The 24,485-nt window shown below is 40.3% G+C and carries 22 protein-coding genes; 17 read left to right on the top strand and 5 right to left on the bottom strand.

Going from position 1 to position 24,485, the window contains the following annotated elements:
• The first annotated feature begins 162 nt into the window (after positions 1-162).
• From AC1MGI_RS20430 to argH, 12 genes are all read left to right on the top strand, one after another.
• The gene (locus AC1MGI_RS20430; RefSeq protein WP_480349893.1) at positions 163-555 is read left to right on the top strand and encodes an RDD family protein; all 393 of its coding nucleotides are present in this window, start codon (positions 163-165) and stop codon (positions 553-555) included.
• 212 nt (positions 556-767) lie between these two features.
• The gene (locus AC1MGI_RS20425) at positions 768-1,442 is read left to right on the top strand and encodes a DUF2953 domain-containing protein (protein WP_480347430.1); all 675 of its coding nucleotides are present in this window, start codon (positions 768-770) and stop codon (positions 1,440-1,442) included.
• 27 nt (positions 1,443-1,469) lie between these two features.
• The gene (ytfJ, locus tag AC1MGI_RS20420; RefSeq protein ID WP_062176770.1) at positions 1,470-1,907 is read left to right on the top strand and encodes a GerW family sporulation protein; all 438 of its coding nucleotides are present in this window, start codon (positions 1,470-1,472) and stop codon (positions 1,905-1,907) included.
• 260 nt (positions 1,908-2,167) lie between these two features.
• A complete protein-coding gene (tpx, locus tag AC1MGI_RS20415; RefSeq protein WP_062176773.1) occupies positions 2,168-2,668 on the top strand; it encodes a thiol peroxidase in 501 nt (166 codons plus the stop codon).
• Positions 2,669-3,014: 346 nt separating this feature from the next.
• Entirely contained in the window at positions 3,015-4,013 is a 999-nt protein-coding gene (locus AC1MGI_RS20410) for a class I SAM-dependent methyltransferase (protein WP_480347427.1), read from the top strand.
• A 509-nt stretch (positions 4,014-4,522) separates the two neighbouring features.
• On the top strand, positions 4,523-5,716 hold the full coding sequence (locus AC1MGI_RS20405) for an acetate kinase (protein WP_480347425.1): 1,194 nt from the start codon (positions 4,523-4,525) through the stop codon (positions 5,714-5,716).
• A gap of 331 nt (positions 5,717-6,047) precedes the next feature.
• Complete coding sequence (locus AC1MGI_RS20400) at positions 6,048-6,383, top strand: metal-sensitive transcriptional regulator (RefSeq protein WP_480349892.1); 336 nt, start codon at positions 6,048-6,050, stop codon at positions 6,381-6,383.
• A 17-nt stretch (positions 6,384-6,400) separates the two neighbouring features.
• On the top strand, positions 6,401-6,607 hold the full coding sequence (gene copZ, locus AC1MGI_RS20395; RefSeq protein WP_480347424.1) for a copper chaperone CopZ: 207 nt from the start codon (positions 6,401-6,403) through the stop codon (positions 6,605-6,607).
• A gap of 77 nt (positions 6,608-6,684) precedes the next feature.
• On the top strand, positions 6,685-9,102 hold the full coding sequence (locus tag AC1MGI_RS20390; protein WP_480347423.1) for a heavy metal translocating P-type ATPase: 2,418 nt from the start codon (positions 6,685-6,687) through the stop codon (positions 9,100-9,102).
• A gap of 551 nt (positions 9,103-9,653) precedes the next feature.
• The gene (locus tag AC1MGI_RS20385) at positions 9,654-10,496 is read left to right on the top strand and encodes an EcsC family protein (RefSeq protein ID WP_480347422.1); all 843 of its coding nucleotides are present in this window, start codon (positions 9,654-9,656) and stop codon (positions 10,494-10,496) included.
• A 243-nt stretch (positions 10,497-10,739) separates the two neighbouring features.
• Positions 10,740-11,951: an argininosuccinate synthase gene (locus AC1MGI_RS20380; RefSeq protein WP_480347421.1), complete on the top strand. Its 1,212-nt coding sequence runs from the start codon at positions 10,740-10,742 to the stop codon at positions 11,949-11,951.
• Entirely contained in the window at positions 11,948-13,321 is a 1,374-nt protein-coding gene (gene argH / locus AC1MGI_RS20375; protein WP_480347419.1) for an argininosuccinate lyase, read from the top strand. Before AC1MGI_RS20380 ends, argH begins: the two co-directional genes overlap by 4 nt.
• A gap of 98 nt (positions 13,322-13,419) precedes the next feature.
• Here argH and AC1MGI_RS20370 read toward each other — a convergent pair whose 3' ends face one another.
• Complete coding sequence (locus tag AC1MGI_RS20370; protein WP_480347418.1) at positions 13,420-13,869, bottom strand: universal stress protein; 450 nt, start codon at positions 13,867-13,869, stop codon at positions 13,420-13,422.
• 66 nt (positions 13,870-13,935) lie between these two features.
• The gene (locus AC1MGI_RS20365) at positions 13,936-15,033 is read right to left on the bottom strand and encodes a M24 family metallopeptidase (protein ID WP_480347416.1); all 1,098 of its coding nucleotides are present in this window, start codon (positions 15,031-15,033) and stop codon (positions 13,936-13,938) included.
• A 229-nt stretch (positions 15,034-15,262) separates the two neighbouring features.
• On the opposite strand from AC1MGI_RS20365, the gene AC1MGI_RS20360 reads away from it, so the two are divergent.
• The 3 genes from AC1MGI_RS20360 to AC1MGI_RS20350 all read left to right on the top strand — a co-directional run bounded on the left by AC1MGI_RS20360 (position 15,263) and on the right by AC1MGI_RS20350 (position 17,694).
• Positions 15,263-15,946 (top strand): metal-dependent hydrolase, encoded by a 684-nt coding sequence (locus AC1MGI_RS20360; RefSeq protein WP_480347415.1) that lies wholly within the window; start codon positions 15,263-15,265, stop codon positions 15,944-15,946.
• Positions 15,947-16,072: 126 nt separating this feature from the next.
• Positions 16,073-16,306, top strand: coding sequence for a hypothetical protein (locus tag AC1MGI_RS20355; protein WP_062176807.1), 234 nt, complete (start codon positions 16,073-16,075; stop codon positions 16,304-16,306).
• A gap of 68 nt (positions 16,307-16,374) precedes the next feature.
• A complete protein-coding gene (locus AC1MGI_RS20350) occupies positions 16,375-17,694 on the top strand; it encodes a DRTGG domain-containing protein (protein WP_062176808.1) in 1,320 nt (439 codons plus the stop codon).
• Between the two features lie 192 nt (positions 17,695-17,886).
• Here the strand turns inward: AC1MGI_RS20350 and AC1MGI_RS20345 are convergent, their stop codons facing one another.
• The gene (locus AC1MGI_RS20345; RefSeq protein WP_480347413.1) at positions 17,887-18,231 is read right to left on the bottom strand and encodes a YtpI family protein; all 345 of its coding nucleotides are present in this window, start codon (positions 18,229-18,231) and stop codon (positions 17,887-17,889) included.
• Between the two features lie 179 nt (positions 18,232-18,410).
• Here AC1MGI_RS20345 and AC1MGI_RS20340 point away from each other — a divergent pair, with 179 nt between their 5' ends.
• Positions 18,411-19,352: a DHH family phosphoesterase gene (locus AC1MGI_RS20340; RefSeq protein ID WP_480347411.1), complete on the top strand. Its 942-nt coding sequence runs from the start codon at positions 18,411-18,413 to the stop codon at positions 19,350-19,352.
• Between the two features lie 541 nt (positions 19,353-19,893).
• Here the strand turns inward: AC1MGI_RS20340 and ytrI are convergent.
• Positions 19,894-20,394 carry a sporulation membrane protein YtrI gene (gene ytrI / locus AC1MGI_RS20335; RefSeq protein ID WP_480347409.1) on the bottom strand — a complete coding sequence of 167 codons (501 nt, stop codon included), beginning with the start codon at positions 20,392-20,394 and terminating at the stop codon, positions 19,894-19,896.
• Positions 20,391-20,732, bottom strand: coding sequence for a sporulation membrane protein YtrH (gene ytrH, locus AC1MGI_RS20330; protein ID WP_062176819.1), 342 nt, complete (start codon positions 20,730-20,732; stop codon positions 20,391-20,393). Before ytrH ends, ytrI begins: the two co-directional genes overlap by 4 nt.
• 358 nt (positions 20,733-21,090) lie before the next feature.
• On the opposite strand from ytrH, the gene dnaE reads away from it, so the two are divergent.
• Positions 21,091-24,450, top strand: coding sequence for a DNA polymerase III subunit alpha (dnaE, locus tag AC1MGI_RS20325; protein ID WP_480347407.1), 3,360 nt, complete (start codon positions 21,091-21,093; stop codon positions 24,448-24,450).
• The last annotated feature ends 35 nt before the right edge of the window (positions 24,451-24,485 follow it).

Raw genomic sequence — 24,485 nt, 5'->3', positions numbered from 1 at the left:
AAACAGACAAATAATGATGTAAATCTTGATAAAGAGTACGAATCAAATTCTCGCCAACTTGATTTAGATGAAACGTTACGGGGGAAAGAGTTGATTTTGACAAATCAAGTAGCAGGTTTCGATCAGGAAGGACGCTATTCAGTGGCCTATGCTGGATTTTGGATGAGGTTTTGGGCCTATTTAGCCGATTTATTAGTCATTGGTAGTTTAAATCGGATTCTAATTAGCCCTCTTTCCATGGCCATTACCGGGAATGTTTTTGACAACTCCTTCTTTTCTATTCAAGCAATTGGAACAACAATCGTTTTCTATTTGTATTTCGTGCTGATGACTCGATTCTTTGGAAAAACATTAGGAAAAATGATATTCGGCTTGAAAGTTGTTAGTCTGAAAGAAGAAAGGATCTCTTGGGGGACATTGTTTTTTAGAGAATTCATTGGCCGATTCATTGCCAAGTTTCTTTTTGCAGGCTACATCATTGTCGGATTCCTCCCGAAAAAGCAAGGACTTCATGACATCTTTGCCGACACAACAGTTATATTAGATAGAAAGTAACAAGAAAAGCGGAAGGTGCCCGTTAATCGGCGACAAGCAGAAGACGAGCAAGCTGTATGGGGAGTGTTCTTTTCCCATCAGATTGATTGACTTCTGACCTCGAGCCGATGGCGCCTGTAGCTAAAAAAATAAACCTGTGGGATTTTCTCGATCCTGCAGGTTTATTTTTTTGCATATACGACCACAATGAGAAGTTGAAAGGGTGTGAACCTATGAAGTGGTTTATCTTAGTAATCGCAATCTTGCTATTTATATTCATTCTTATTTTTATGACAAAAATAAAAATCCACATTACATACTCCCATATACAGAAAGATGACCACCTTCGCCTGAAATTACGTGCCTGGGGTGGGATGATCCGTTATACGATCAAGATTCCAGTTATTAAAGTAGCTGAAGATTCCGCAGCCATTGTCTATAAAGAAGAAAAAGGCATCAATGCAAACAACGCTGGACAAGAGGCTGTAAAAGATTTTACAGCCGAAGAAATGCTTAATAGTTTTGAAAATATGAAGAAGTTAATTAAACATGTATTCGGATTCCATATACTAGTTCGTAAATTTCTACGTAAAGTGAAGGTTAAAACATTTCAATGGCATAGTCTAATCGGCACAGGAGATGCGGTATTAACGGGCATTTGCGTTGGTGGATCATATGCTATGAAAGGATCGATTATCGGGCTGTTAAGTAGCTACATAAGATTTAAAAAAATGCCGATTTACACGATCACTCCTGATTATGCGAAACCAGCAGCGAGTACCTCATTTTTTTGCATAGTTGAGTTTCGAATCGGACATGCTATTGTGGCAGGAATAAAAATATTCCGCTACTGGAAAGGTGGAAAGGTAAAATTTTCTTCCGAACAAGTAGCAAAAGATTCAAACTAGAAATTGATGTAGAGTGGAGGAAATAAGATGTCAGATCATCCGATTCAAGGCTTGATGACAGCCGCAATGGAAAATCTTAAAGCAATGGTAGACGTAAATACAATTATCGGTGATCCGGTTGAGACGCCGGATGGCAGTGTTATTCTAACAGTGTCAAAGGTTGGCTTCGGCTTTGCAACAGGCGGAAGTGAGTTTATGATGGATGGCGGCCAGAAAGGCGATTCTGGAGGCAGTCAACCGTTTGGCGGTGGAAGTGGCGGCGGTGTTTCTATTACACCGATTGCTTTTCTCATCGTTGGTTCACATGGAGTGAAAATGCTACACCTTGATCAAGGTACACATTTACTTGAAAAAGTTCTTGATTTAGCTCCAGCTGTTTGCGAAAAAATTCAATCGATGCTGTCCAAAAATGAACAAAGCAACCCAAAAAGCCCCCCGCAAAAATTAGATGATTTAGGTATTTAATGAATGGCTAGTCGCCATTAAACAAGAGTAAAAGAATGTTTGGATTATAGGCGTGTCTCATAAGGGTCTGATCTCGTACTCTAAATCAGTATGTCGTGCTTCATACACGTATCTCACACTGTATTTAGTTGTTGCGGGGTCTGACCCTTTGCATATTTGGACACCCTCATATGTGATCGTAATGTTAAACAATTGCAAAATAAGGTGGAACAATCTATCATTAAACAGTAATACATAAAGCTTAAAGGGAGGAATTATTAATGGCAACTGTTACATTTAAGAACAACCCGATCACACTTGTAGGTGAAGAAGTGAAGGTAGGCGATCAAGCACCTAACTTTACCGTATTAGCAAATGATCTTTCAGAAGTAAAAGCTAGTGATCTTAATGGTTCTGTCCGTATTATTAGTGTAATTCCTTCCATCGATACTGGTGTTTGTGATGCACAAACAAGACGCTTTAACGAAGAAGCTTCGAAAGTGGCTGGAGTAAAAGTGTTAACAATCAGTGTAGATCTTCCATTTGCACAAGGTCGCTGGTGTGCATCAAATGGTCTTGAGAATGTTCATACATACTCCGATCACAGAGACCTTTCATTTGGTACTGCATTTGGTGTTGTTATGAAAGAACTTCGTTTGCTTGCTCGTGCTGTATTCGTTATTGATAGCAATAATCAAGTTACATATGTTGAATATGTGAGTGAAGGTACTTCACACCCTGACTACCTTGCCGCAATTGAAGCAGCCAAAGCAGCAAAATAATGTCTCAGAAAGGGTCTGACCTACACTCTATACACCGTTTATTGCGTCATGTTCGCGTTTTAAACGATAGATAGTAGATGTGGGGTCTGACCCTTTTATTATAATACAGCCTCTTGTTTTGACATTCCCCATTGATGAACCCCATTTCTATATTAAAAGGCCAGTTATATGATAAGATGGATTTTCGTCTCTTTTTTGTGAAATTGCCTTCTCGTACGAAGGAGCCAAGAATCATTTTTTAAACTAATATTGTTGAACAAAGCGATGTAAAAGAGCCATGGCGCTTGTGTCTCTAGTTCAAGAGTTTTAGAATAATACACGAGAATGAAACAGGAGGAAGTATACTTTGAAATTTGCCCCGATAGAAGAATTATTCCATATTTTTGATGAAACAGCTCAAATATTACAAGAAGAGCTATCATGTACGTATTTAGATGCTCTTGGTGAAACAGGAGAAAATTTATTTCACGGCAAAGTATTACAGGAAGAAATTAGTGAGTTATCACAAAAAAGATTAATGAAACACTATCAAGAATTTAAGCTCGATAAGAATCAGAAAGAAGAAATTCGGAAAGCCTATCAATTAGCCATTCTAAAGGGCATGAAAGAAAACATCCAGCCGAACCATCAAATGACGCCTGATGCTGTGGGGATATTTGTCAGTTATTTAATCGGGAAGTTCACGAATGAACAAGCTACATTGTCAATGTTAGACCCAGCTGTTGGCACGGGGAATTTACTGTACACCATCCTCAATTATCTCACAGACAAAAACATCGCTTCCTATGGAGTCGATGTGGATGAAACGCTGATCAGACTTGCATATGCAGGAGCGAATCTACAAGAACATGAAGTTCAGTTCTTTAACCAAGATAGCCTAGAGCCGCTGTTTATTGACCCAGCGGATGTAGTGGTGAGTGATTTGCCAATAGGCTATTATCCAAATGATGTGCGAGCTAGTGAGTATACGCTTGCTGCTGACAAAGGGCATTCATATGCGCATCATCTCTTTATTGAGCAAAGTATTATGCATTTGAAGGATGGGGGATACACATTCTTTATCGTTCCCAATAATCTCTTTTTATCGGAAGAAGCTCCTAAATTAAATGAGTTTTTAAGAAAACACACGCATATTCAAGGGCTTGTGCAATTGCCTCTTTCCATGTTTAAAAACGAGCAATCGGCGAAAAGTATTTTGATCTTACAGAAGCATAAAGAAGGAATACATGCACCAAAAGAAGCCTTGCTAGTCCAACTGCCAAAATTATCTGACGCTGTTGCGACAAAATCCATCATGGACCAAATTGATACGTGGTTTCTTCAAGAAAAACAAACGGCAAAATAAAAGAATAAGCGAGTATGTTTAAAACGAGTTTTGATGTCAGGCAAGCAGACGATTTAGGTCAAATGTTCTTCACCCAGAAAGTCCATGCATGACTTTTTGGGTGGAGAGCATTTGCTTGTAGGACTCCCACCTTCGCTACAGAACGTACGAGCTTAGTCTTAGTTCCAAAAAAGGTGCTTGCGCTTTTCTAATTACTGGCGAGGAAATACGTATATTTCCTCGTTTGTTTTGTATGAAGGATATGGGGCGGGACTTCACATAATCAGCACAGCAAAGCCACCTTCATAAGGTGATGTAATTTTTAGAATCTGAACCTTTTTCATCGTTTTAGTTGGGATCAGATGCTCATGGCTGTTTTTAGAGAAAAATCTGAATACATTTTCTTCTTTCTTGTAAGCGCTCTATGGATGGCTCGCTCTTGAAAGCTCCTTGATTCAATGCTTAAATGAGAAAAGAAGCATTTGTTCTTAAGTGATCATTGTAAATACGTGTAGAAAAGAGGCTTTATAATGTCTAAAATTATTGCGATAAATGCAGGCAGTTCTTCATTGAAATTTCAATTGTTTGACATGCCAAGTGAGGAAGTTATCACGAAAGGTCTTGTGGAAAGAATCGGATTAAAGGATTCAGTCTTTGTTATTTCAGTGAATGATGAGAAAATCACTGAAACATTGGATATCCCGAACCATGAAGTGGCTGTAAAATTATTATTAGAAAAACTAATTAATTATAAAATCATCTCTTCTTATGATGAAATTGATGGTGTCGGACATCGAGTTGTCCATGGTGGAGAAATTTTTACAGATTCTGTATTAATTACAGATGAAGTGTTAGCTCAAATTGAAGCACTTTCTGATTTAGCACCGCTTCATAATCCAGCTAACATTACTGGAATTCGTGCATTCCGACAAACGCTCCCAAATGTGCCAGCTGTTGCCGTTTTCGATACGGCATTTCATCAAACAATGCCTGCAAGCTCTTATTTATACAGTTTGCCAAATGAATATTATAAAGAATACGGCATTCGAAAATATGGATTCCACGGGACTTCGCATAAATATGTGACAGAACGTGCAGCAGAAATGCTTGGACGTCCAGTTGAACAGCTGCGCTTAATCTCTTGCCATTTAGGAAATGGTGCAAGTATTGCTGCTATTAAAGGTGGAAAATCGATTGATACCTCAATGGGATTCACACCGCTTGCAGGAGTAACGATGGGAACGCGTTCTGGAAATATTGACCCTGCTCTTATTCCTTATATCATGGAGAAAACTGGGAAAACCGCAGATGAAGTTCTTGATGTTCTGAATAAGGAAAGTGGAATGCTTGCTATTTCAGGCTTTTCAAGTGACTTGCGTGATATCCAAATTGAAGCTGACAAAGGCAATGAACGTGCAGAATTGGCACTTGAAGTTTTTGCTGGCAGAATCCATAAATATATCGGTTCATATGCAGCAAGAATGAGTGGTGTGGATGCAATCATCTTTACGGCAGGTATTGGTGAGAACAGTGCAATGGTGCGTGCAAGAGTCTTACACGGTCTTGAATTTATGGGGATATATTGGGATCCTGCTTTAAACCAAACGCATGGAGAAGAAGCATTCCTCAACTACCCGCACTCTCCTGTTAAGGTAATGGTTATCCCTACCAATGAAGAAGTCATGATCGCCCGTGATGTGCAACGCATCGCGAAAAATAAGTGATATTTACAATTGAATACTGAAAATTGAGTCGTCAGAATAACCACGACCATATTTCTACCCAAACCTTCTTTTATGCTTATTTAATTAAGCCTGAAAGGAGGTCTTTTTGTGTTTGGTTCCTTAGGGTATTTTTAGATGTATAATCGGAAAGAATGAAAAAGAAAACCATAAAAAAGAAGTAGCTACGTCTTAATTTACCTCTTCTTTTATCTAATAAGCGAGAATAAAATGGGAGAGTACTGCTGTTTTTAGTAACAAAATCATTTCTCTTTACATAGGGTAGGGGGGTATGGTATTGTGTGTTTAAGGAGGGGAAGAGATGAAAAATGAGATGCAAGAAAATGATCATCTGATTGAAGATGAATGTTGTGTGACCCCAACTCATGCTAGAAAAAGTCATCATTCTGATACAGTAAAAAAGAATTTGACGACCCGGTTAAATCGCATAGAAGGTCAAGTTCGCGGGATTAAAGGGCTAATTGAGAAGGATACGTATTGTGATGACGTCATTACCCAGATCGCCGCCACTCAAAGTGCCCTTAATAGTGTAGCGAAAATTTTATTAGAAGGCCATCTAAAAACTTGTGTAATCGACCGGCTTAATGAGGGTGATGCGGAAGTGATCGATGAGGTCTTAGTAACTATACAAAAATTAATGAAAAAGTAAAGGAGAAATGAATAAAGATGGAAAACGTAACATTGAATGTAAGTGGAATGTCATGTGGTCACTGTGTGAATGCTGTTGAGGGAAATGTAGGAAAGCTTGCTGGTGTTGCTGAAGTAAAAGTCCATTTAGAAACAGGAAAAGTAGATGTTGCATTTGATCATGAAAAAGTAACGCTTGAAAAAATCAAGGAAACAATCGATGATCAAGGATACGATGTTGAATAAATTATAAAAGTGCTTTTATAGCACTTCTTTTTTACAATAGATTATACCCCTAGGTGGTATAAAGAGGTGAGAAACAAATGGAAAACCCATTACAAATAAAAGAAACCAGTATGCAGATTACTGGAATGACCTGTGCTGCTTGTGCAATAAGAATTGAAAAAGGGTTAAAGAAAATAGAAGGTGTAAAAGAGGCCAATGTCAATTTGGCTCTTGAAAAATCAGTCATAAGGTATGATGCAGAAAAGGTGAGTGCACAAGATTTTGAAAAGAAAATACAAGATCTCGGTTATGATGTAGTAAAAGAGAAAAAAGAGTTTGCTATTACCGGAATGACCTGTGCTGCTTGTGCAATAAGAATCGAAAAAGGATTAAATAAAATGGATGGCGTATCCATGGCGAATGTTAATCTGGCACTTGAAAATGCGACCGTTGAATACGATCCCTCCCAGGCAACGCCTGGGGATATTATTCAGCGTGTGGAAAAGCTAGGATACGGGGCGATGATCAAGGATAACAACACAGATTCCGGTGACTATCGCCAGAAAGAAATCCAAAAACAACAGAGGAAATTTATCATCTCCGTTATTTTATCGATTCCGTTGTTATGGGCGATGGTCAGCCACTTTAGTTTTACATCGTTCATTTACCTACCGGATTTTCTCATGAATCCTTGGGTACAAATGGCGCTCGCAACACCCGTCCAATTTATTATTGGTAAGCAGTTCTATATAGGTGCTTATAAGGCACTGCGCAATAAAAGTGCCAATATGGATGTATTAGTCGCACTGGGTACATCCGCCGCTTATTTTTACAGTGTCTATCAGGCAATCATCTCGATTGGGAACCCCCATACAGCACAACTATACTTCGAAACTAGTTCCATACTTATCACGCTAATCCTTTTAGGGAAGCTTTTCGAGGCAAAAGCAAAAGGGCGTTCTTCTGAAGCGATTAAAAAGCTGATGGGACTGCAAGCGAAAACAGCTTTAGTGGTAAGGAATGGAGAAGAACTTGAGATCCCGCTTGAAGAAGTGATTGTAGGAGATACGCTTTTGGTGAAACCTGGTGAGAAGATCCCAGTAGATGGAGAAGTAATCGAGGGAAACTCGGCTGTCGATGAATCGATGTTAACCGGGGAAAGTATTCCCGTAGATAAAAGCCTGGGAGATCCTGTGATTGGTTCAACATTGAATAAGAATGGCTTTCTAAAAATGAACGCCACAAAGATTGGAAGGGACACAGCACTTTCACAAATCATTAAAGTCGTGGAAGATGCACAAGGATCGAAAGCGCCGATTCAAAGACTTGCTGACCAAATTTCAGGTGTTTTTGTGCCAATTGTTGTTGGCATCGCCGTTTTAACCTTTCTCGTTTGGATAATCTGGGTCAATCCAGGAGAGGTTACACTAGCCCTTGAAGCGTTAATTGCCGTTCTTGTTATCGCGTGTCCGTGTGCGCTTGGACTTGCAACCCCTACTTCAATTATGGCTGGGTCTGGTCGTGCTGCAGAGTTCGGTATTCTATTCAAAGGCGGGGAACATCTTGAAACGACTCATCATATTGATACGGTTATTTTAGATAAAACAGGGACCGTTACAAACGGTAAACCAGAATTGACCGATATCATCGTCGAAAATGGAGTAGCTGAACAGCAATTTCTATCTTTAATTGGCGCAGCTGAAAAACAATCGGAACATCCACTGGCCGAAGCAATTGTTCAAGGAATTCAAACAAGAGAGATAGCACTTGGCATCGTTCAGCAATTCGAAGCAGTCCCAGGTCATGGAGTAAAAGCGATCGTTGATCAAAAAGAAATTCTAGTAGGAACCCGGAAGCTCATGAAACAACATCAAGTGGATGTTAAAAAAGCTTTATCGCTGATGGAAGACCTAGAAGGAACAGGGAAAACGGCCATGCTAGCTAGTATTGATGGCCAATATGCAGGCATGATTGCAGTCGCAGACACGATTAAAGATACTTCTAAAAAAGCCATCAAACGGCTAAAAGAGATGGATATTGCAGTCATTATGATAACCGGTGATAACCAACGTACTGCAAAGGCGATTGGTAAACAAGTGGGGATTGACCATGTTATTGCCGAAGTACTTCCAGAAGGGAAAGCAGAGGAAGTGAAAAAGCTTCAGGCTACTGGTAAAAAGGTTGCTATGGTTGGAGATGGAATTAATGATGCTCCTGCTCTTGCACTTGCAGATATTGGTATGGCGATTGGAACAGGAACAGACGTGGCCATGGAAGCAGCAGATATTACCTTGATTCGGGGAGATTTGAATAGCATCGCAGACGCCATTCTTATGAGCAAAAAAACGATGAGGAATATTAAACAAAATCTGTTCTGGGCCTTCGCTTATAACACTCTCGGCATCCCGATTGCAGCAATCGGAATGTTGGCCCCTTGGTTAGCAGGTGCCGCTATGGCATTCAGCTCTGTGTCGGTCGTCTTAAATGCACTCCGCCTACAAAGAGTAAAACTTTAAAAAATGTTCATTTCATTCACTTTTAAGAGGCATTGGTGCTCATACCAATGCCTCTAATCGCGTGGTTGGCTCTATGGTGCAAATCCCAGAACGTTGAAGGGTGTAATAGTCGTTGTGCGCCCTAATCTTTGATTAGATATCCTCTGTTTGTATTCTAGTCATGTAAGTCCTCTGTGTTATACTAATAGGAAGAATCAGCCAATATAAAGTGAAACTTCAATCAGTGGGGGGCTTTATCCCACTGATTGTTAGTCCCGTTCTACTGTCGCTAAGATCGCAGCAAACGCTTCGATCAATCGACAGTACGAACCCGATTCAATGAATCACAGACTAAGTGCGCTGCGTCCTGCGGCAACGTCTGTATGACCCACATCCTGTGGGCCTCAACTAAACCTCTGCTTACGCATCGGTAAGTTTCACTGTATCTCACCAACCGGGCTTTTACGGGCAGTTATCGCCCAACTACGCGCTACTTCGATTCCTCTAAGATATGAAGTGGGAGGTTACTGCCCGTTAAAGCGGGATAAAAGGCTTTTTAGGAGGGTTAGAAAATGGGCATGACAAATCGGGAAATTCAAGTCTGGAATGAAATAGGCGAATGGGAGCAAAAGCTTTATCAATACGAGCCGACAGATTTAACAGTGATGTATGATAAATGGCTTGAACAAAGCTTTTCCTTGCTTCCTGAAGATGTTCGGACACGTTTTTTTGCGAAAATGGATACAATGCTCTTTCATTTACATGCATTGGTGCAAAGTTCGCAGATTCAGATGGATGCTAGAGACAGAATTTTAGAAGCGGCGCGGGTTTATAATCCTGAAGTCGAAAAGATTGCTGATATGAACCTTTTACCCATTGATCAATTGAATTACATAGCGGCACAGCAAATCGCGAGACATAGACTGTATTCATTTGCCCAAGGCGGAGCAAGTGGGTCAGGCGGTCTTATTCTGTTAGGAAGCGATATTCCAGCGATGACGTTCATTAATGTTCGTGTTGTTCAGTTGACAGCCATAACGTACGGATTTGAAGTGAATACTCCGTTTGAAATAATGATGGCCCTCAAGGTTTTTCACATTGGCAACATGCCGAGACGCCTTCAAGGGGCTGCATGGCAGGAATTGATCAATGAAACACATCAAGACGGTGAAGAATATTTTTACGAAGGAAGCGAGGATTTAACAAACATTACTTGGATGGAGCAACCTTTAAAGCAGTTGCTGAAGGCCGGAGCGATTACCATGTTTCGAAAAAAACAGATCCAAGGTGTTCCAGTGCTTAGCATGCTAATTGGGGCGGGCTCTAATTACCGAATGACACGGCAAGTGAGTGAATTCGCGCAAAAATATTATCAATATCGTTATTTGCAGAAAAAGAGAGTAGTCAATGAATAAAAGCTACTGGAGACCGTAACTTAAAACTTACTTAACAAGGACACGTTGCTTATTTGAGCTTTGTGTCTTTTTTGCTTATGTAGCAAGCTAATTTGAAAGGAAAGAAATCTTCAGAAGAATCCGTGTTTAATCTCTAAATTGTGCTTGCAATCTTTTTTTAAAACTGGTAAAGTACTAATTAAGAGATGTATAAAAATAATAAATTATGAATTTTTATTCACATAAAAAGGGGACGATACAATCATGTCAAATCAAAAAGTAGTGTTAGCATATTCCGGAGGTCTAGATACTTCTGTAGCGATAAAATGGTTGCAAGGTCAAGGATACGATGTAGTAGCATGTTGTTTAGATGTTGGAGAAGGAAAAGACTTGGATTTTATTAAAGAAAAAGCACTTCAAGTAGGCGCTATTAAATCCTATGTAATCGATGCGAAAGACGAGTTTGCGGATGATTACGCACTTGCAGCACTTCAAGCACACACGTTATACGAAGGGAAATATCCACTTGTTTCTGCACTTTCTCGTCCGTTGATTTCGAAAAAGCTTGTAGAAGTGGCAGAGATGGAAAATGCTATCGCAGTGGCACATGGTTGTACGGGAAAAGGAAATGACCAAGTCCGCTTTGAAGTATCGATCCAAGCATTGAATCCAAATCTTACAGTTCTTGCTCCAGTCCGTGAATGGAAATGGTCTCGTGAAGAAGAAATTCAATATGCGATTGAAAATGATATCCCGATTCCAATCAATTTAGATAGCCCATACTCCATCGACCAAAACCTTTGGGGAAGAAGCAATGAATGTGGCATACTGGAAGATCCGTGGGCCGCTCCACCAGAAGGTGCATATGATCTAACGGCAAGACTTGAAGATACTCCAGATACACCTGAAGTAATTGAAATTGGTTTTGAACAAGGTGTTCCCGTTACACTGAATGATAAACAGTATAAACTAGCAGACTTAATTGTTGAATTGAATACATTAGCTGGTAAACATGGTGTTGGCCGAATCGACCATGTTGAAAATAGATTAGTAGGAATTAAATCGCGTGAAGTGTATGAAGCACCTGCTGCGATGACATTAATTACCGCACATAAAGAACTTGAAGACATTACTTTAGTTAAAGAAGTTGCTCATTTCAAACCAGTGATTGAGAAAAAACTGACGGAGCTTATTTATGAAGGACTATGGTTCTCACCACTTCAAAGCGCATTATCCGCATTTTTAAAAGACACGCAAAAAACAGTAACAGGTACAGTGCGTGTGAAACTATTCAAAGGCCATGCGATCGTAGAAGGTAGAAAATCCGAGTATTCTCTTTATGATGAAAAATTGGCAACCTATACGAAGGATGATGAATTTGACCATGATGCAGCTGTCGGCTTCATTAAGCTTTGGGGCCTACCAACAAAAGTTAGCAGTATCGTAACCAATCAAAACAAGAAGGTGACTGTGTGAGTAAGTTATGGGGAGGCAGATTTACGAAGTCTGCTGAAGAATGGGTAGATGAGTTTGGCGCATCGATCTCGTTTGACCAAGAACTCGTACTTGAAGATATTCAAGGTAGCCTTGCTCATGTGGCGATGTTGAAGAAAAGCAGTATTTTACCTGAAGAAGATGCAGACCTGATTACGTCAGGGCTGCTAACTCTTCAAGAAAAAGCAAAAAAAGGTGAATTGTCCTTTAAAGTAGAGATGGAAGACATTCATCTTAACTTAGAAAGCATGCTCATTTCTGAAATCGGTCCAGTAGGTGGGAAGCTGCATACAGGTCGAAGCCGGAATGACCAAGTGGCGACAGATATGCATTTGTACTTGCGCAACCAAACAGATGATGTTTTGGGCTTAATTGCTGCCTTGCAAACAGCTCTACTCGAACAGGCAGAGAGCCATGTTGAAACATTAATTCCTGGATATACCCATTTACAGCGTGCACAGCCGATTTCATTTGCCCATCATGTTATGGCTTATTTCTGGATGTTGCAGCGTGACAAAGAGCGATTCACGGAAAGTTTGAAACGAATTAATGTTTCCCCGCTTGGAGCAGGAGCATTAGCCGGGACAACTTTTCCAATCGATCGTGCGTACAGTGCGGAGTTACTTGGATTTGACGCAATCTACGAAAATAGCTTAGATGCTGTAAGTGATCGGGATTTTGTGCTTGAGTTTCTTAGTAACAGTAGCACATTAATGATGCATCTTTCTCGGTTTAGCGAAGAAATCATTCTTTGGTCTAGTCAAGAGTTTCAATTCATTGAACTTGATGATGCTTTTTCAACGGGAAGTAGCATTATGCCTCAGAAAAAGAATCCAGATATGGCCGAGCTAATTCGCGGGAAAACAGGGCGTGTGTATGGCAATCTTACTGGTCTTTTAACCGTTTTGAAAGGACTGCCGCTTGCTTATAACAAAGATATGCAAGAAGATAAAGAAGGCATCTTTGATACGGTGAAAACGGTGATCGGCTCTTTGAAAATTTTCGAAGGCATGATCTCCACCATAAAAGTTAATGCTGATGTTATGGAGAATGCAACGAAAAACGACTTCTCAAATGCTACCGAATTAGCGGATTATTTGGCGGCGAAAGGAATGCCTTTCAGGGAAGCGCATGAAGTGGTCGGTAAACTAGTGCTATCATGTGTGAACCAAGGTTGCTATCTTGCAGATTTATCTTTGGCGCAATTCAAAGAAGCATCAGATTTGTTTAATGAAGATATCTATCAAGCTCTTAACCCGTATGAAGCAGTAAAGCGCCGTAATAGCGCAGGTGGAACAGGATTTGAGCAAGTGAAACTAGCGATTCAAAAAGGAAAAGAACTTGTAAAGTAAAAAAATGGGTCAGACCTCACACGCTATATACCGTTTATTGTCTCATTTATGAGTCATATAAACGATACATAGTAGACGTGGGTCTGACCCTTTTGTTATCATTCTACTTTATCGGTACGAACGATCAGTACATCACAATTAGCATTGCGGACGATGTTTTCAGAAACACTACCTATTAGGAAGCGTTCTACTGCATTCAGCCCAGTTGCCCCGCAGACGATGAGGTCGATATGATGTTTTAAAGCAATATCTTTAGGGATGATCGTTTTCGGTGAGCCGTATTCAATGGCAATTGCCACTTCTTTGACACCGGCTTTTTCCGTAATTTCTTTATAGCCACGCAATAGTTCAGATGCGTAGTCTTCAGCGCTGCCGCCGATCGGGCTATTAAAGGCTTCAGTTGACGGGAAATTCCTAGCATCTACGATATGGGCAAGTACGAGTGATGCATGGTTACGAAGTGCGATTTCAATGCCTTTTTGTAAAGCCCATTCTGCTTCTTTCGATCCATCTACCGCAACTAGAATTTTTTTATACGTCATTGTCATATTAATCTCCCCCTTCATCAAATTGCCTGACGAACTTTACGATCAAAATTGAATGAATAAGAAACTTTATTTGATAATTTGCAACGTTTTTGGATATTTGGTTAACACTTCTGCTCCGTTTTCTGTTACATAAATATCGTCTTCAATTCGAACACCGGCAACATTTGGTACGTAAATGCCTGGTTCAATTGTATAGACCATGCCTGATTTTAAAAGAAGCGGGTTTGTTTCAGTCAAGGAAGGAAATTCGTGTACACTGATTCCTAAGCCATGACCAAGACGATGCGGGAAATAATCTCCATATCCTTTGTCACGAATGATGTTGCGAGCCGTTAAATCGATTTCCGCACAAGAAACACCAGGCTTACTTGCTGCAATCGCTGCTTCCTCTGCTTTTAGAACTGTTTCGTAAATTTCCCGTTGCTTGTCTGAAATGTCTCCATATGCAACAGTTCGGGTAATATCGGAGCAATAGCCTTCGTAGACAACACCTAAGTCAAATAGGACAAAATCACCGCGCTCAACTTTCGTAGATCCAGGTGTCCCGTGTGGAGACGCTGCATTGGCACCTGTTAGTACCATGGTTGAAAATGACATATTTTGTACGCCTGCTTTTTTCATTTCATATTCAATTGCAGCTAAGATTTCCATTTCTGTTTTGCCTTCTTTAATCTCTGATACCCCAATTTCGATCGCGTAATCAGCAAGACGGCATGCTTCTCGTATTTTTTTCATTTCATCTTCTGTTTTAACCATTCGAAGTTCACGCAATTTCTCTTCAGCGGCTACTAGTTCAGGAACAGAGAAGATCATTTGGACTTTTTCTAGTCGTTCCACATTTAAATGTTCTTTTTCAATGGCCAGTCTTTTTACATTCACAGAACGACGGCCTACCGCAAGTTTGATTTCTTCCCAAGGATCTTCAATATCCGTGTAGCCGATAATTTCCCCTGTCCAACCTGAACGCTTCGCATCTTCAGTTTCCATCTTAGGGCAAACAAGGATTGGTTCAGCCTCTTGGAAAACAGCTAATGCAAGCAGTCTTTCGTGAGGGTCGCTCAAGAAGCCGCTCAAATAAAACACATTATCTGGTGCCGTAATCAAAGCAGCATCCAGTCCACTTATTTGTAACCATTGGGTTAATTCAGTTAATTTTGTATTCATTTTTTTAATGCCTCCAGTAGTAAGATCATATTAAATCCTATTCATAAACCTTATCAATAAAAAAAAGCAAAGTAAACTATTTTGGAATAGGAAAAGTCGTTTGGAAAATGAGGTTTACGATCTTGAAAGAAGGGCATCTATTTAAGAATAGTCATTTTTTAAAAGGAGAAAGGGACTTGATTGAGGAATTAGAATATTTAAAAATATAGGTACGAAGGGAGTTTTTATTTTGAAAGTATCTTTTCACGGACATTCAGTAGTGAAGATCGAAACGAAGGGGACGACGATTTTGTTTGACCCTTTTATTAATGGAAACGGACAGACCGATTTGAAAGTAGAGGACGTTAATCCTGATGTCATCATTTTGACACATGGGCATGGGGATCATCTTGGTGATACAGTGGAGCTAGCCAAAAAACACGATGCACTTGTGATTGGTTCAGCTGAGATGGCTCATTACCTTGGCACACAAGGTGTCGAACGGACACATGGCATGAATATTGGTGGGGCTTATGAGTTTGAATTTGGTCAAGTAAAGTTGACAACTGCCTTTCATAGCAATAGCTTTATCACAAATGACGGACAGATTATATATCTTGGTATGCCTAGTGGCGTCTTGTTTACAGCGGAAGGAAAAACGGTTTATCACGCTGGAGACACTGCATTGTTTTCCGACATGAAGTTGATTGGTGAACGCCATCCAATTGATCTTGCCCTTTTGCCCATTGGTGATAATTTTACAATGGGACCTGAAGATGCAGCACTGGCGGCCGAATACTTACAGGCGAAGCAGGTTGTGCCGATTCACTATAATACGTTTCCACCAATCAAGCAGGATCCGCAGAAGTTTCTCGATTTACTAAATGCAGGCAAAGGAAAATTGCTTGAGCCGGGAGATTATATCGAGCTTTAATTCTTTCAAACAAAGTTTCACTTTATAATTTTTTGGACGAGACATTTGGTTTTAGGAATTCCTTTCCTTCTTTTTCGAGCTTGCCTTGCATACAATGTAGGCAAGGAACAGGGGGGAGGGATTTTCATGAAACAAAGATTATTGCTTTGTTTGCTTTTATGTGGTGTTATGCTGTACTATGCGGTACCAAGACTCTCGCTACAAGCTGGCGGATTGGAGTCACTGTTTGCTGGTGCTTGGTTGCTGTTTGCTTTGTTTGCGATTGCCGGGAATTTAACAGGCATCTTATATTCCCCGAAAAAAGGAAAAAAGCACAAGCAATCTATGAAAACAACGAAAAGAATTCATTATTATCAATAGTTGCGTTTGAATAGCTCGTACATTCACCTTATAATGAAAGTAGGAAGATTTGGAAAAGGGTGAAGAGCGTGGCAACGAAGCATGAGCAAATTTTAAAACATATAGATGGACTTCCAGTCGGTAAAAAGATATCCGTACGTCAAATTGCGAAGGCTTTAAGCGTGAGTGAAGGGACAGCATACCGAGCCATTAAGGAAGCTGAGAACCAAGGATATGTCAGCTCAATCGAACGAGTTGGCACGATTCGGATTGAAAGAAAGAAGAAAGAGAATATTGAAAAACTGACCTTTGCTGAAGTTGTCAATATAGTGGACGGACAAGTATTGGGCGGACGCGAAGGTCTTCATAAAACATTGAATAAATTCGTGATTGGTGCGATGAAGCTTGAGGCGATGATGCGATATACAGGACCTGGCGATTTATTAATAGTTGGGAATCGGTCTCAGGCACATGATCAAGCATTGACGGCAGGAGCTGCAGTATTAATTACTGGTGGATTTGATGCGGAAGATGATACGAAGAAGATCGCCGACAAGCTGCAGCTTCCAATTATCTCCACAAGCTATGACACGTTTACTGTAGCCACGATGATTAACCGGGCCATTTATGACCAATTAATAAAAAAAGAAATCCTGCTTGTTGAAGATATCTTAATGCCTGTTCATGAAACGACTTTCTTAAAAATGGGTGATAAAATTAGCGATTGGCTTAAGCTTAATCGAGATACAAAGCATAGTAGATTTCCTGTTGTGGACTCCAATATGAAAGTGCAAGGCATGATTACTTCAAAGGACGTTTTGGCACAAGAAGAAGAAGTGGCTATTGATAAAGTCATGACGAAGAATCCAATGACGGTCGGTATGAAAACAAGTGTTGCTTCATCTGCGCACATGATGGTTTGGGAAGGCATCGAACAACTACCTGTCGTTAATGATCATCATGTGCTTCAAGGAATAGTCACTCGTCAAGACGTTCTAAAAGCATTGCAAATGAGTCAAAGGCAGCCACAAGTTGGCGAAACGATTGATGATACGATTACTAGTCAGCTTGTCATGAATGGTAGCGGGGGCAAAGGTGAAGAAATCTATCAGTATGAAGTGACACCGCAAATGACCAATTATTTAGGAACGATTTCAACAGGCGTTTTTACAACACTCGTAACAGATTCCGCGAACCGAGCACTCAGAAGCTATAAACGGGGCGATTTGGTCGTAGAGAATATGACGATCTACTTCATCAAACCAGTTCAAATGGATAGCGTGCTAGCGATTCATCCGCGCGTTCTTGAAGTAGGCCGAAAATTCGGTAAAGTGGATGTAGAAGTATTCAATGAAGGGAAATTGGTCGGTAAAGCGATAATGACATGCCAATTACTTGATAGGTCATAACTTATAAGAAAAGCGTAGGCTATCAAAGTCCATAGAAAAAACGTATCCTTTTTCTGTTAAAAAAAGGATGTCCTAAAAAAGGGTCTGACTACACAATCTATACACAGTTCATAATGACATTACGCTTCATTTGACCTGTATATCATGATTCGTGGTCTGACCTTTTCGTTATGGGACATCCTTTTTCTACCTTCAATTGCTGGTACTAGTCTTTTGCTCTGCTTCTTCAATCGCTAGCGGCAAAAAATGCTTGTATACTTTAAATCCGCCCCAAATGCTTATTCCGCCAATGACGATAAAAATTGCGCCAATAATAAATGTCGTAGTCGTGTGAAATAAAATGAGCTGATTGATTCCGTAAGTGGCAACGAATGCTCCCAATGCTATGGACGATTTGCCTTTCAGCCATTTTTTCTCCATGGGCAAACGAGTTCGAAATGATTTAATTTTATAAAACACATAAAAAGCAAGAGAAACCAAAATAATCGCTACAAGTGCTATCATACGTCTTAATCCTCCAATTTTCTGCTTTTTCATTAAAATGTTATTCCTAGAAAGAAAGTTTCTTTTATTGTAACGGTTTCAATGCTAGATTTCCACCTTAATCCCCTATACTACATACTGAATGAAGGGATTTTGACTAGGTGGAGAGAATAAATTATGTAGTAGGATAAGACAGATGTCATCATACATGACAGGTAATAAAGGAGAATCTAATGACTGCAGAAATTTTAGAAGAAATAAAAGCATATCAAACGATTATTATCCATCGCCACGTTCGGCCTGATCCAGACGCATACGGATCACAGGGAGGGCTAGCAGAAATTCTAAAAACTTCTTTTCCAGAGAAAAATATTTACACGGTTGGTGAGGAAGAAGAATCGCTGAATTATTTAAGAAGATTAGATACGATATCTGATGATATTTATAAGGGTGCGCTTGTGATTGTATGCGATACGGCCAATGTGGAACGAATTTGTGATAAACGCTATCGTTTAGGCGACAAATTGATCAAAATCGATCATCATCCGAATGATGACAAGTATGGAGATTTGCTTTGGGTGGATACGCGTGCAAGTTCGACAAGTGAAATGATTTATGAGTTTTATTTGTTTGGAAAAGACAAAGGGTTGAAAATGAATGATGAAGCTGCCCGATTACTGTTTGCAGGAATGGTAGGAGATACGGGGCGCTTTTTATATCCAAGCACGTCTGAAAAAACGTTCCTCTACGCAGGTGAGCTGATTCATTATGCATTCAGCAGACCTGAGCTGTTTACAGCAATGTACGATGTGGAAGAAAAGATTGTTCGCTTGAACGGCTATGTACTGCAGCATTTTGAAATTCTCACAAGCGGTGTTGGGAAAATGGTGCTTACGAAGGAAATTCTACATCAATTTGATGCGACGCCGGCTGATGCCTCATTGCTTGTTAGCGCGCTAGGCTCAGTTAAAGGGCTTAAGGCATGGGTGTTTTTCATTGAGGAAGAAAAAGAAATCCGGGTTCGACTGCGTTCTAAAGGTCCCGTTATAAACGGAGTTGCGAAGCGTTACAATGGTGGCGGACATCCAATGGCGGCTGGAGCTTCGATTTATAGTTGGAATGAAGCAGAAGATGTTATTCGCGACTTAGAAGCGGTTGTCCTTAATAGTCACTAAGATGGTGCATGATTTGAAAAGGGTCTGACCCTTTTCAAATCATGCATTAACGGACAGTCAAGACCCCCACCTCAAGGCTTAGAGGAATCGAAGAAGCGCCGTAGGTGGCGGACAACTGCCCGTAATCTAGTTGCGGCTCCTAGCCCCTCGAGGTTATAAGCTGTAATACTCTGTGGCAAACTACGCCACGCCGTATTCCATCTTATGCTTGTCGGACTATCACAGGATGTGATGGTGTCTCTGTTGCTCACAGGACGTGAGCGATCTTAGGAGACGTTCTTTTTGTACCAGTCGCCTCGCTTTTTAATGTAAAAGCCCGATTGGTGAGATACAGTGAAACTTACCTTTGTGGTCTTCAAAGGTTTAGTTGAGGCCCACAGGATGTGGGTCACACAGACGAAGACATGAGGACGCGGCGCACTTAGTTTGTGATTCATTGAACCTTAGTTCGTAGTGTCGCTTTATCGAATATTTAGCGACACTAGAACGGGACTAACAATCAGTGAGGGATGAAAAAAACCCCACTGATTGAAGTTTCACTTTATTGTCGGTGTAGCTTTACTTCAATATTCATCGTCGTGTAGAAGAAAATTTCAACGACTTCAAGCCGGTAGCTTTTCTTGTTTATTTCAATGACTTTGTTTTCGACCGACTTTTTCAAAAGGTTTTTGCTTTTATAAACGGTTTCAACTTCTTTTGCGATCAAAGAGGTTAAATCGTCTTCAATGACATCTTCCGCCTCAGCCACACTTAGTAAATCAAGGTGATATTGCTTGCCGTTTAAAACAACTACCTTCACATCTTCAATCAGAAGCTTTTTCTCAGCTTCTTTATTCAATCGATTATAATCTTTTTCCCATATTTCAATTTTAGCCGACATATCATGAATGGTCTGACTTTGCCTATGAATTTTATTGATTTGTTTTTCTTGAAGTACGCCATGCATATATAGAAAAACAAACCAGCTGATCAGCGCTCCAATGACTACACCGACAAAGAAGCGTTGCCAAGTAGATTTTCGATAAAGCGGGGGAATCCTCATGATGAAATCTCACCTTGTGTAAACCACATAATTAGTAATGATCCGGTCTTGGCACCACCCATTGCCGAAAGAATCAGGAGAAATTGCTTGAAAATATCCTTGGTTGCTCCCTCAAACATGCCACGTTCAAATGAATAGACTGTATCAAAAGTTCCGCCGATGGCCGCGATAATTGCCCAAATCCGTAATGAACCCGCAAGATTTCTAATGATCGTCAAAGGTGCTTGTCCGGTGAAAAATGCTGCCAGCCCGCCAATTAATGCTCCTCCAAGTAATACGCCGAGAGAAATAAAATAACTGTTAATAAATGCAGGGAAAAAAGCTTCTTTCATTTCCATCACCCTTATACGTTTAATTCTTCATATTTATTTATATGGACAGAGTAAACCTGATATGATAAAGAAAAAATTTTTAAGAGCATTGTTCAGACAGCTAATATGTGTCAACTTAGGATTTATCCCGCATTAACGGGCAGTAAGACCCCCACACCTCAAGGCTTAGAAGAATCGAAGAAGCGTAGGTGGGGGACAACTGCTCGTAAAAGCCCGATTGGTTCAACTAACAATCAGTGGGGGATGAAGAAACCCCCACTGATTGAAGTTTCACTTTATGCGTACGGAATGGAACGAATTTTCTTTTTGTCAGTTTAGCACTATACTATAAAGAAAAGATGCTTGATAAAGGTGGGAGAGAAACGTGTGTATTCACCTTCATATACAAAGTGCTTACAGCTTGCTAACAAGCACGATTAAATTAAACGAGCTCGTATCAAAAGCAAAGGCGAATGGATTTACGAGCTTAGCGTTGACCGATAGAAATGTCATGTACGGGGCACCTTATTTTTATAAAGAATGTCTGAAACAAGGAATCAAACCGATCATAGGCTTGATTGCAGATATATTAGATGAACATGAAGCTTCCTTTCCGCTCCTGTTACTTGCCAAAGATAACCAAGGCTATTCCAATCTGCTCAAAATAAGCTCCGCGATTCAAACAAAGTCACAGACAGGATTGCCGATAAAATGGCTCAAGGCGTATTCAGCTGGCTTACTTGCCATTTCCCCTGGTAATGAAGGCAAGATTGAATCTATGCTCGCAGAAGGGAAAATAGAGGAAGCGAAAGAATCAGTTGCCATGTATCAACGGATATTTGGGATGGACTCTTTTTATCTGTCTTTACAACGCCTTTTGACAGTGGGACAAGACGAAGAGAATAGTCGGATCGTCACGTTTGCTAAAGAAATCAATATCGCTGTTGTTGCAACGAATCCTGTTTTTTATTTAGAAAAAAACGATGCGTTAGCCCAAGAAGTGTTGCTTGCCATAAAAAATGGCAGCAAGCTTTCTGATGAAGACAGAATGACATTGCCTTCACAGGAATACTACTTAAAAAATGCCGAGCAAATGACCGAGCTTTTTCGTGATGTACCAGACATCCTAGAAAACACAATAAAAATTGCAGAGAGCTGTCATGTAGAAATCCCGTTCCATCGTTCGTTATTGCCCAAATTCCCTGTTCCGAATGATCTAACGGCTGCTGACATGCTGGTGAAAATTTGCTTAGAAGGGCTGAAACAGAAAAGACCAGATATGCCTAGTGAATATGTTGAACGTCTGCATTACGAGCTTCAGGTTATTAAAACGATGAAGTTTAGTGATTACTTTCTCATCGTCTGGGATTTTATGAAATTTGCCAAAAAGCAAGGAATCCTGACAGGGCCTGGAAGGGGGTCGTCTGCAGGTTCAATGGTTGCGTATGTTTTATCGATAACCAATGTCGATCCGATTGAGCATCGTCTTTTATTCGAACGTTTTTTAAATCCAGAGCGGGTAACGATGCCGGATATTGATATTGACTTTCCAGATAATCGTCGTGATGAAGTGATTGCCTATGTGGCTCAGAAATATGGAGCACTTCATGTTGCCCAAATTATTACCTTTGGGACGCTTGCTGCAAAAGCCGCTCTCCGCGATACGGGAAGGGTATTCGGGTTGAATTCGAAAGAGCAGGAAGCACTTTCGAAAACAATACCTGCGAAACTTGGGATTACGTTAAAGCAAGCGTATGCGGAGTCAAAAGGGTTACGCGAATTTGTCGATTCGAGTGAGCTTAACCGAAGTTTGTATGATACGGCGATAAAGCTCGAAGGACTACCGCGACATACATCGACCCATGCGGCTGGTGTTGTGATAAGTGATCAGCCACTAACAGAAAACATCGCGATCCAAGCAGGCCATGATGGCATCCATCTGACTCAGTTTCCAATGGATGTGCTCGAGGAAATTGGTCTGTTGAAAATGGATTTTCTCGGTCTGCGCAATTTAACGCTTATTGACAATATCATCAAATCAATCAAGAAAGGGACAGGGCGCAAAATCGATATGGCTACCATTCCTCTTCAGGATGAGAAGACGTTTGCCCTTTTAAGTAAAGGTGAGACAACTGGAATTTTCCAATTTGAATCAGAAGGTATTACGAAAGTACTCGTACGTTTACAGCCGTCTCGATTTGAAGATATTGTCGCCGTAAATGCTTTGTATCGCCCTGGTCCTATGGATAATATTCCGCTTTTCATTGAACGGAAGCATGGTTTGGCACCTATTGACTATGCGCACAATGATTTACAAGACATTTTGCAAGATACATACGGTGTTATCGTCTACCAAGAGCAAATTATGCAAATTGCATCTAAACTTGCCGGGTTTTCATTGGGCGAGGCAGATCTTTTACGTAGAGCTGTTTCAAAAAAGAAAAAGGAAATTCTTGATCAAGAGCGAAATCATTTTGTAAGTGGATCTGTAAAGCAGGGATATCGGGCAGAGATTGCACATGACATTTACGATATGATCGTCCGCTTTGCAAACTATGGATTTCCAAGAAGCCATGCGGTTGCCTATAGTTTCATTGCCTACCAGCTCGCTTATTTGAAAGCCCATTACCCGACATACTTTATGGCAGCACTGTTGACATCTGCCATTGGCAATGATGATAAAATCGCCCAATACATTAGGGAAGCGAAGAAGAAAGAAATGGTCATCCTTCCTCCTTCTATTAATAAAAGTTTTTACGCATTTACATCGGAGAAGGATGGGATCCGCTATAGTCTTGCTGCAATCAAAAGCGTCGGCGGAGCGATACTGAAGGAAATTTTTGCAGCTAGGAAAGAAAAAACCTTTCAGGATATCTTTGATTTTTGCTTGCGTGTTTCCATGAGCGTTGTGAACCGTAAAGTCATTGAAATGCTTATACTTGCTGGGGCATTTGACGAATTTGAGGTGGACCGGGCAACATTACTTGCAAGCCTTGATGTAGCCATTAACCATTCTGAGTTAGTCAATCCAAACGATGGAGATTTTGACTTATTCTTTAACAGCGAGTTCTCACTCAAACCGAAATATGTTCAAGTTGATCCCATTCGATTAGAAGATAAGCTTATTTTTGAGAAAAAGGCTCTTGGCTTGTACTTGTCCGATCATCCAGTCATAGGATATAAAGTTCTCTTTCGATACTTTGGGGCTGTATCCATTGACGAAGCTGTTGTTAAAAAAGAGAATAAAGTGCTAATTGGGGTTTATATCTCTTCTGTGAAGGCCATTCGTACGAAGAAAGGTGAAGTGATGGCGTTTCTAGGGCTAAATGATGAGGCGGGTGAGTTAGAAGCGGTTGTGTTTCCAAATGTGTATAAAACATGTTCAGAGAACTTAATAAATGAGGGCATCGTCATGATTCAAGGCCGCATCGAGGAACGTAATGGGAAAACACAAATGATTATTGATGAAGTGTACCCATTAGATGTCTTGAAAGAAATGAAAGCAGAATCGACCTCGCGTTTATTTATTAAGATCCCGAAAGAAAAACAAACAAATGATACACTTAGGAAAATTAAACAGACATTGGTCAAGCACAAAGGAATGGCAAAAGTCATGCTGTATTATGAAAGCGAAAACCGTTATGTTCAACTTTCTTTATGGGATTGGGTCACGCCAAACGAGGCATTAATGAAGCAATTAGAGGGAATTATCGGAAAAGAAAACGTCATTCTAAAACAAGAATAAATGTTTACATCAGTACTGGATATGTTATATTGTAA

The sequence above is a fragment of the Peribacillus sp. BM1 genome (assembly GCF_056679975.1).
This window is presented reverse-complemented; position numbering and strand designations above follow the sequence as displayed.

Coding starts and splice junctions, on each gene's coding strand:
- AC1MGI_RS20365 (WP_480347416.1), bottom strand. CDS start 15,033: ATGAATACAAAATTAACTGAATTAACCCAATGGTTACAAATAAGTGGA.
- ytfJ (WP_062176770.1), top strand. CDS start 1,470: ATGTCAGATCATCCGATTCAAGGCTTGATGACAGCCGCAATGGAAAAT.
- AC1MGI_RS20405 (WP_480347425.1), top strand. CDS start 4,523: ATGTCTAAAATTATTGCGATAAATGCAGGCAGTTCTTCATTGAAATTT.
- AC1MGI_RS20340 (WP_480347411.1), top strand. CDS start 18,411: ATGACTGCAGAAATTTTAGAAGAAATAAAAGCATATCAAACGATTATT.
- tpx (WP_062176773.1), top strand. CDS start 2,168: ATGGCAACTGTTACATTTAAGAACAACCCGATCACACTTGTAGGTGAA.
- ytrI (WP_480347409.1), bottom strand. CDS start 20,394: ATGAGGATTCCCCCGCTTTATCGAAAATCTACTTGGCAACGCTTCTTT.
- AC1MGI_RS20355 (WP_062176807.1), top strand. CDS start 16,073: ATGAAACAAAGATTATTGCTTTGTTTGCTTTTATGTGGTGTTATGCTG.
- AC1MGI_RS20400 (WP_480349892.1), top strand. CDS start 6,048: ATGCAAGAAAATGATCATCTGATTGAAGATGAATGTTGTGTGACCCCA.
- AC1MGI_RS20385 (WP_480347422.1), top strand. CDS start 9,654: ATGGGCATGACAAATCGGGAAATTCAAGTCTGGAATGAAATAGGCGAA.
- AC1MGI_RS20425 (WP_480347430.1), top strand. CDS start 768: ATGAAGTGGTTTATCTTAGTAATCGCAATCTTGCTATTTATATTCATT.
- AC1MGI_RS20380 (WP_480347421.1), top strand. CDS start 10,740: ATGTCAAATCAAAAAGTAGTGTTAGCATATTCCGGAGGTCTAGATACT.
- ytrH (WP_062176819.1), bottom strand. CDS start 20,732: ATGGAAATGAAAGAAGCTTTTTTCCCTGCATTTATTAACAGTTATTTT.
- AC1MGI_RS20345 (WP_480347413.1), bottom strand. CDS start 18,231: ATGAAAAAGCAGAAAATTGGAGGATTAAGACGTATGATAGCACTTGTA.
- AC1MGI_RS20370 (WP_480347418.1), bottom strand. CDS start 13,869: ATGACAATGACGTATAAAAAAATTCTAGTTGCGGTAGATGGATCGAAA.
- AC1MGI_RS20430 (WP_480349893.1), top strand. CDS start 163: ATGAGGTTTTGGGCCTATTTAGCCGATTTATTAGTCATTGGTAGTTTA.
- copZ (WP_480347424.1), top strand. CDS start 6,401: ATGGAAAACGTAACATTGAATGTAAGTGGAATGTCATGTGGTCACTGT.
- AC1MGI_RS20390 (WP_480347423.1), top strand. CDS start 6,685: ATGGAAAACCCATTACAAATAAAAGAAACCAGTATGCAGATTACTGGA.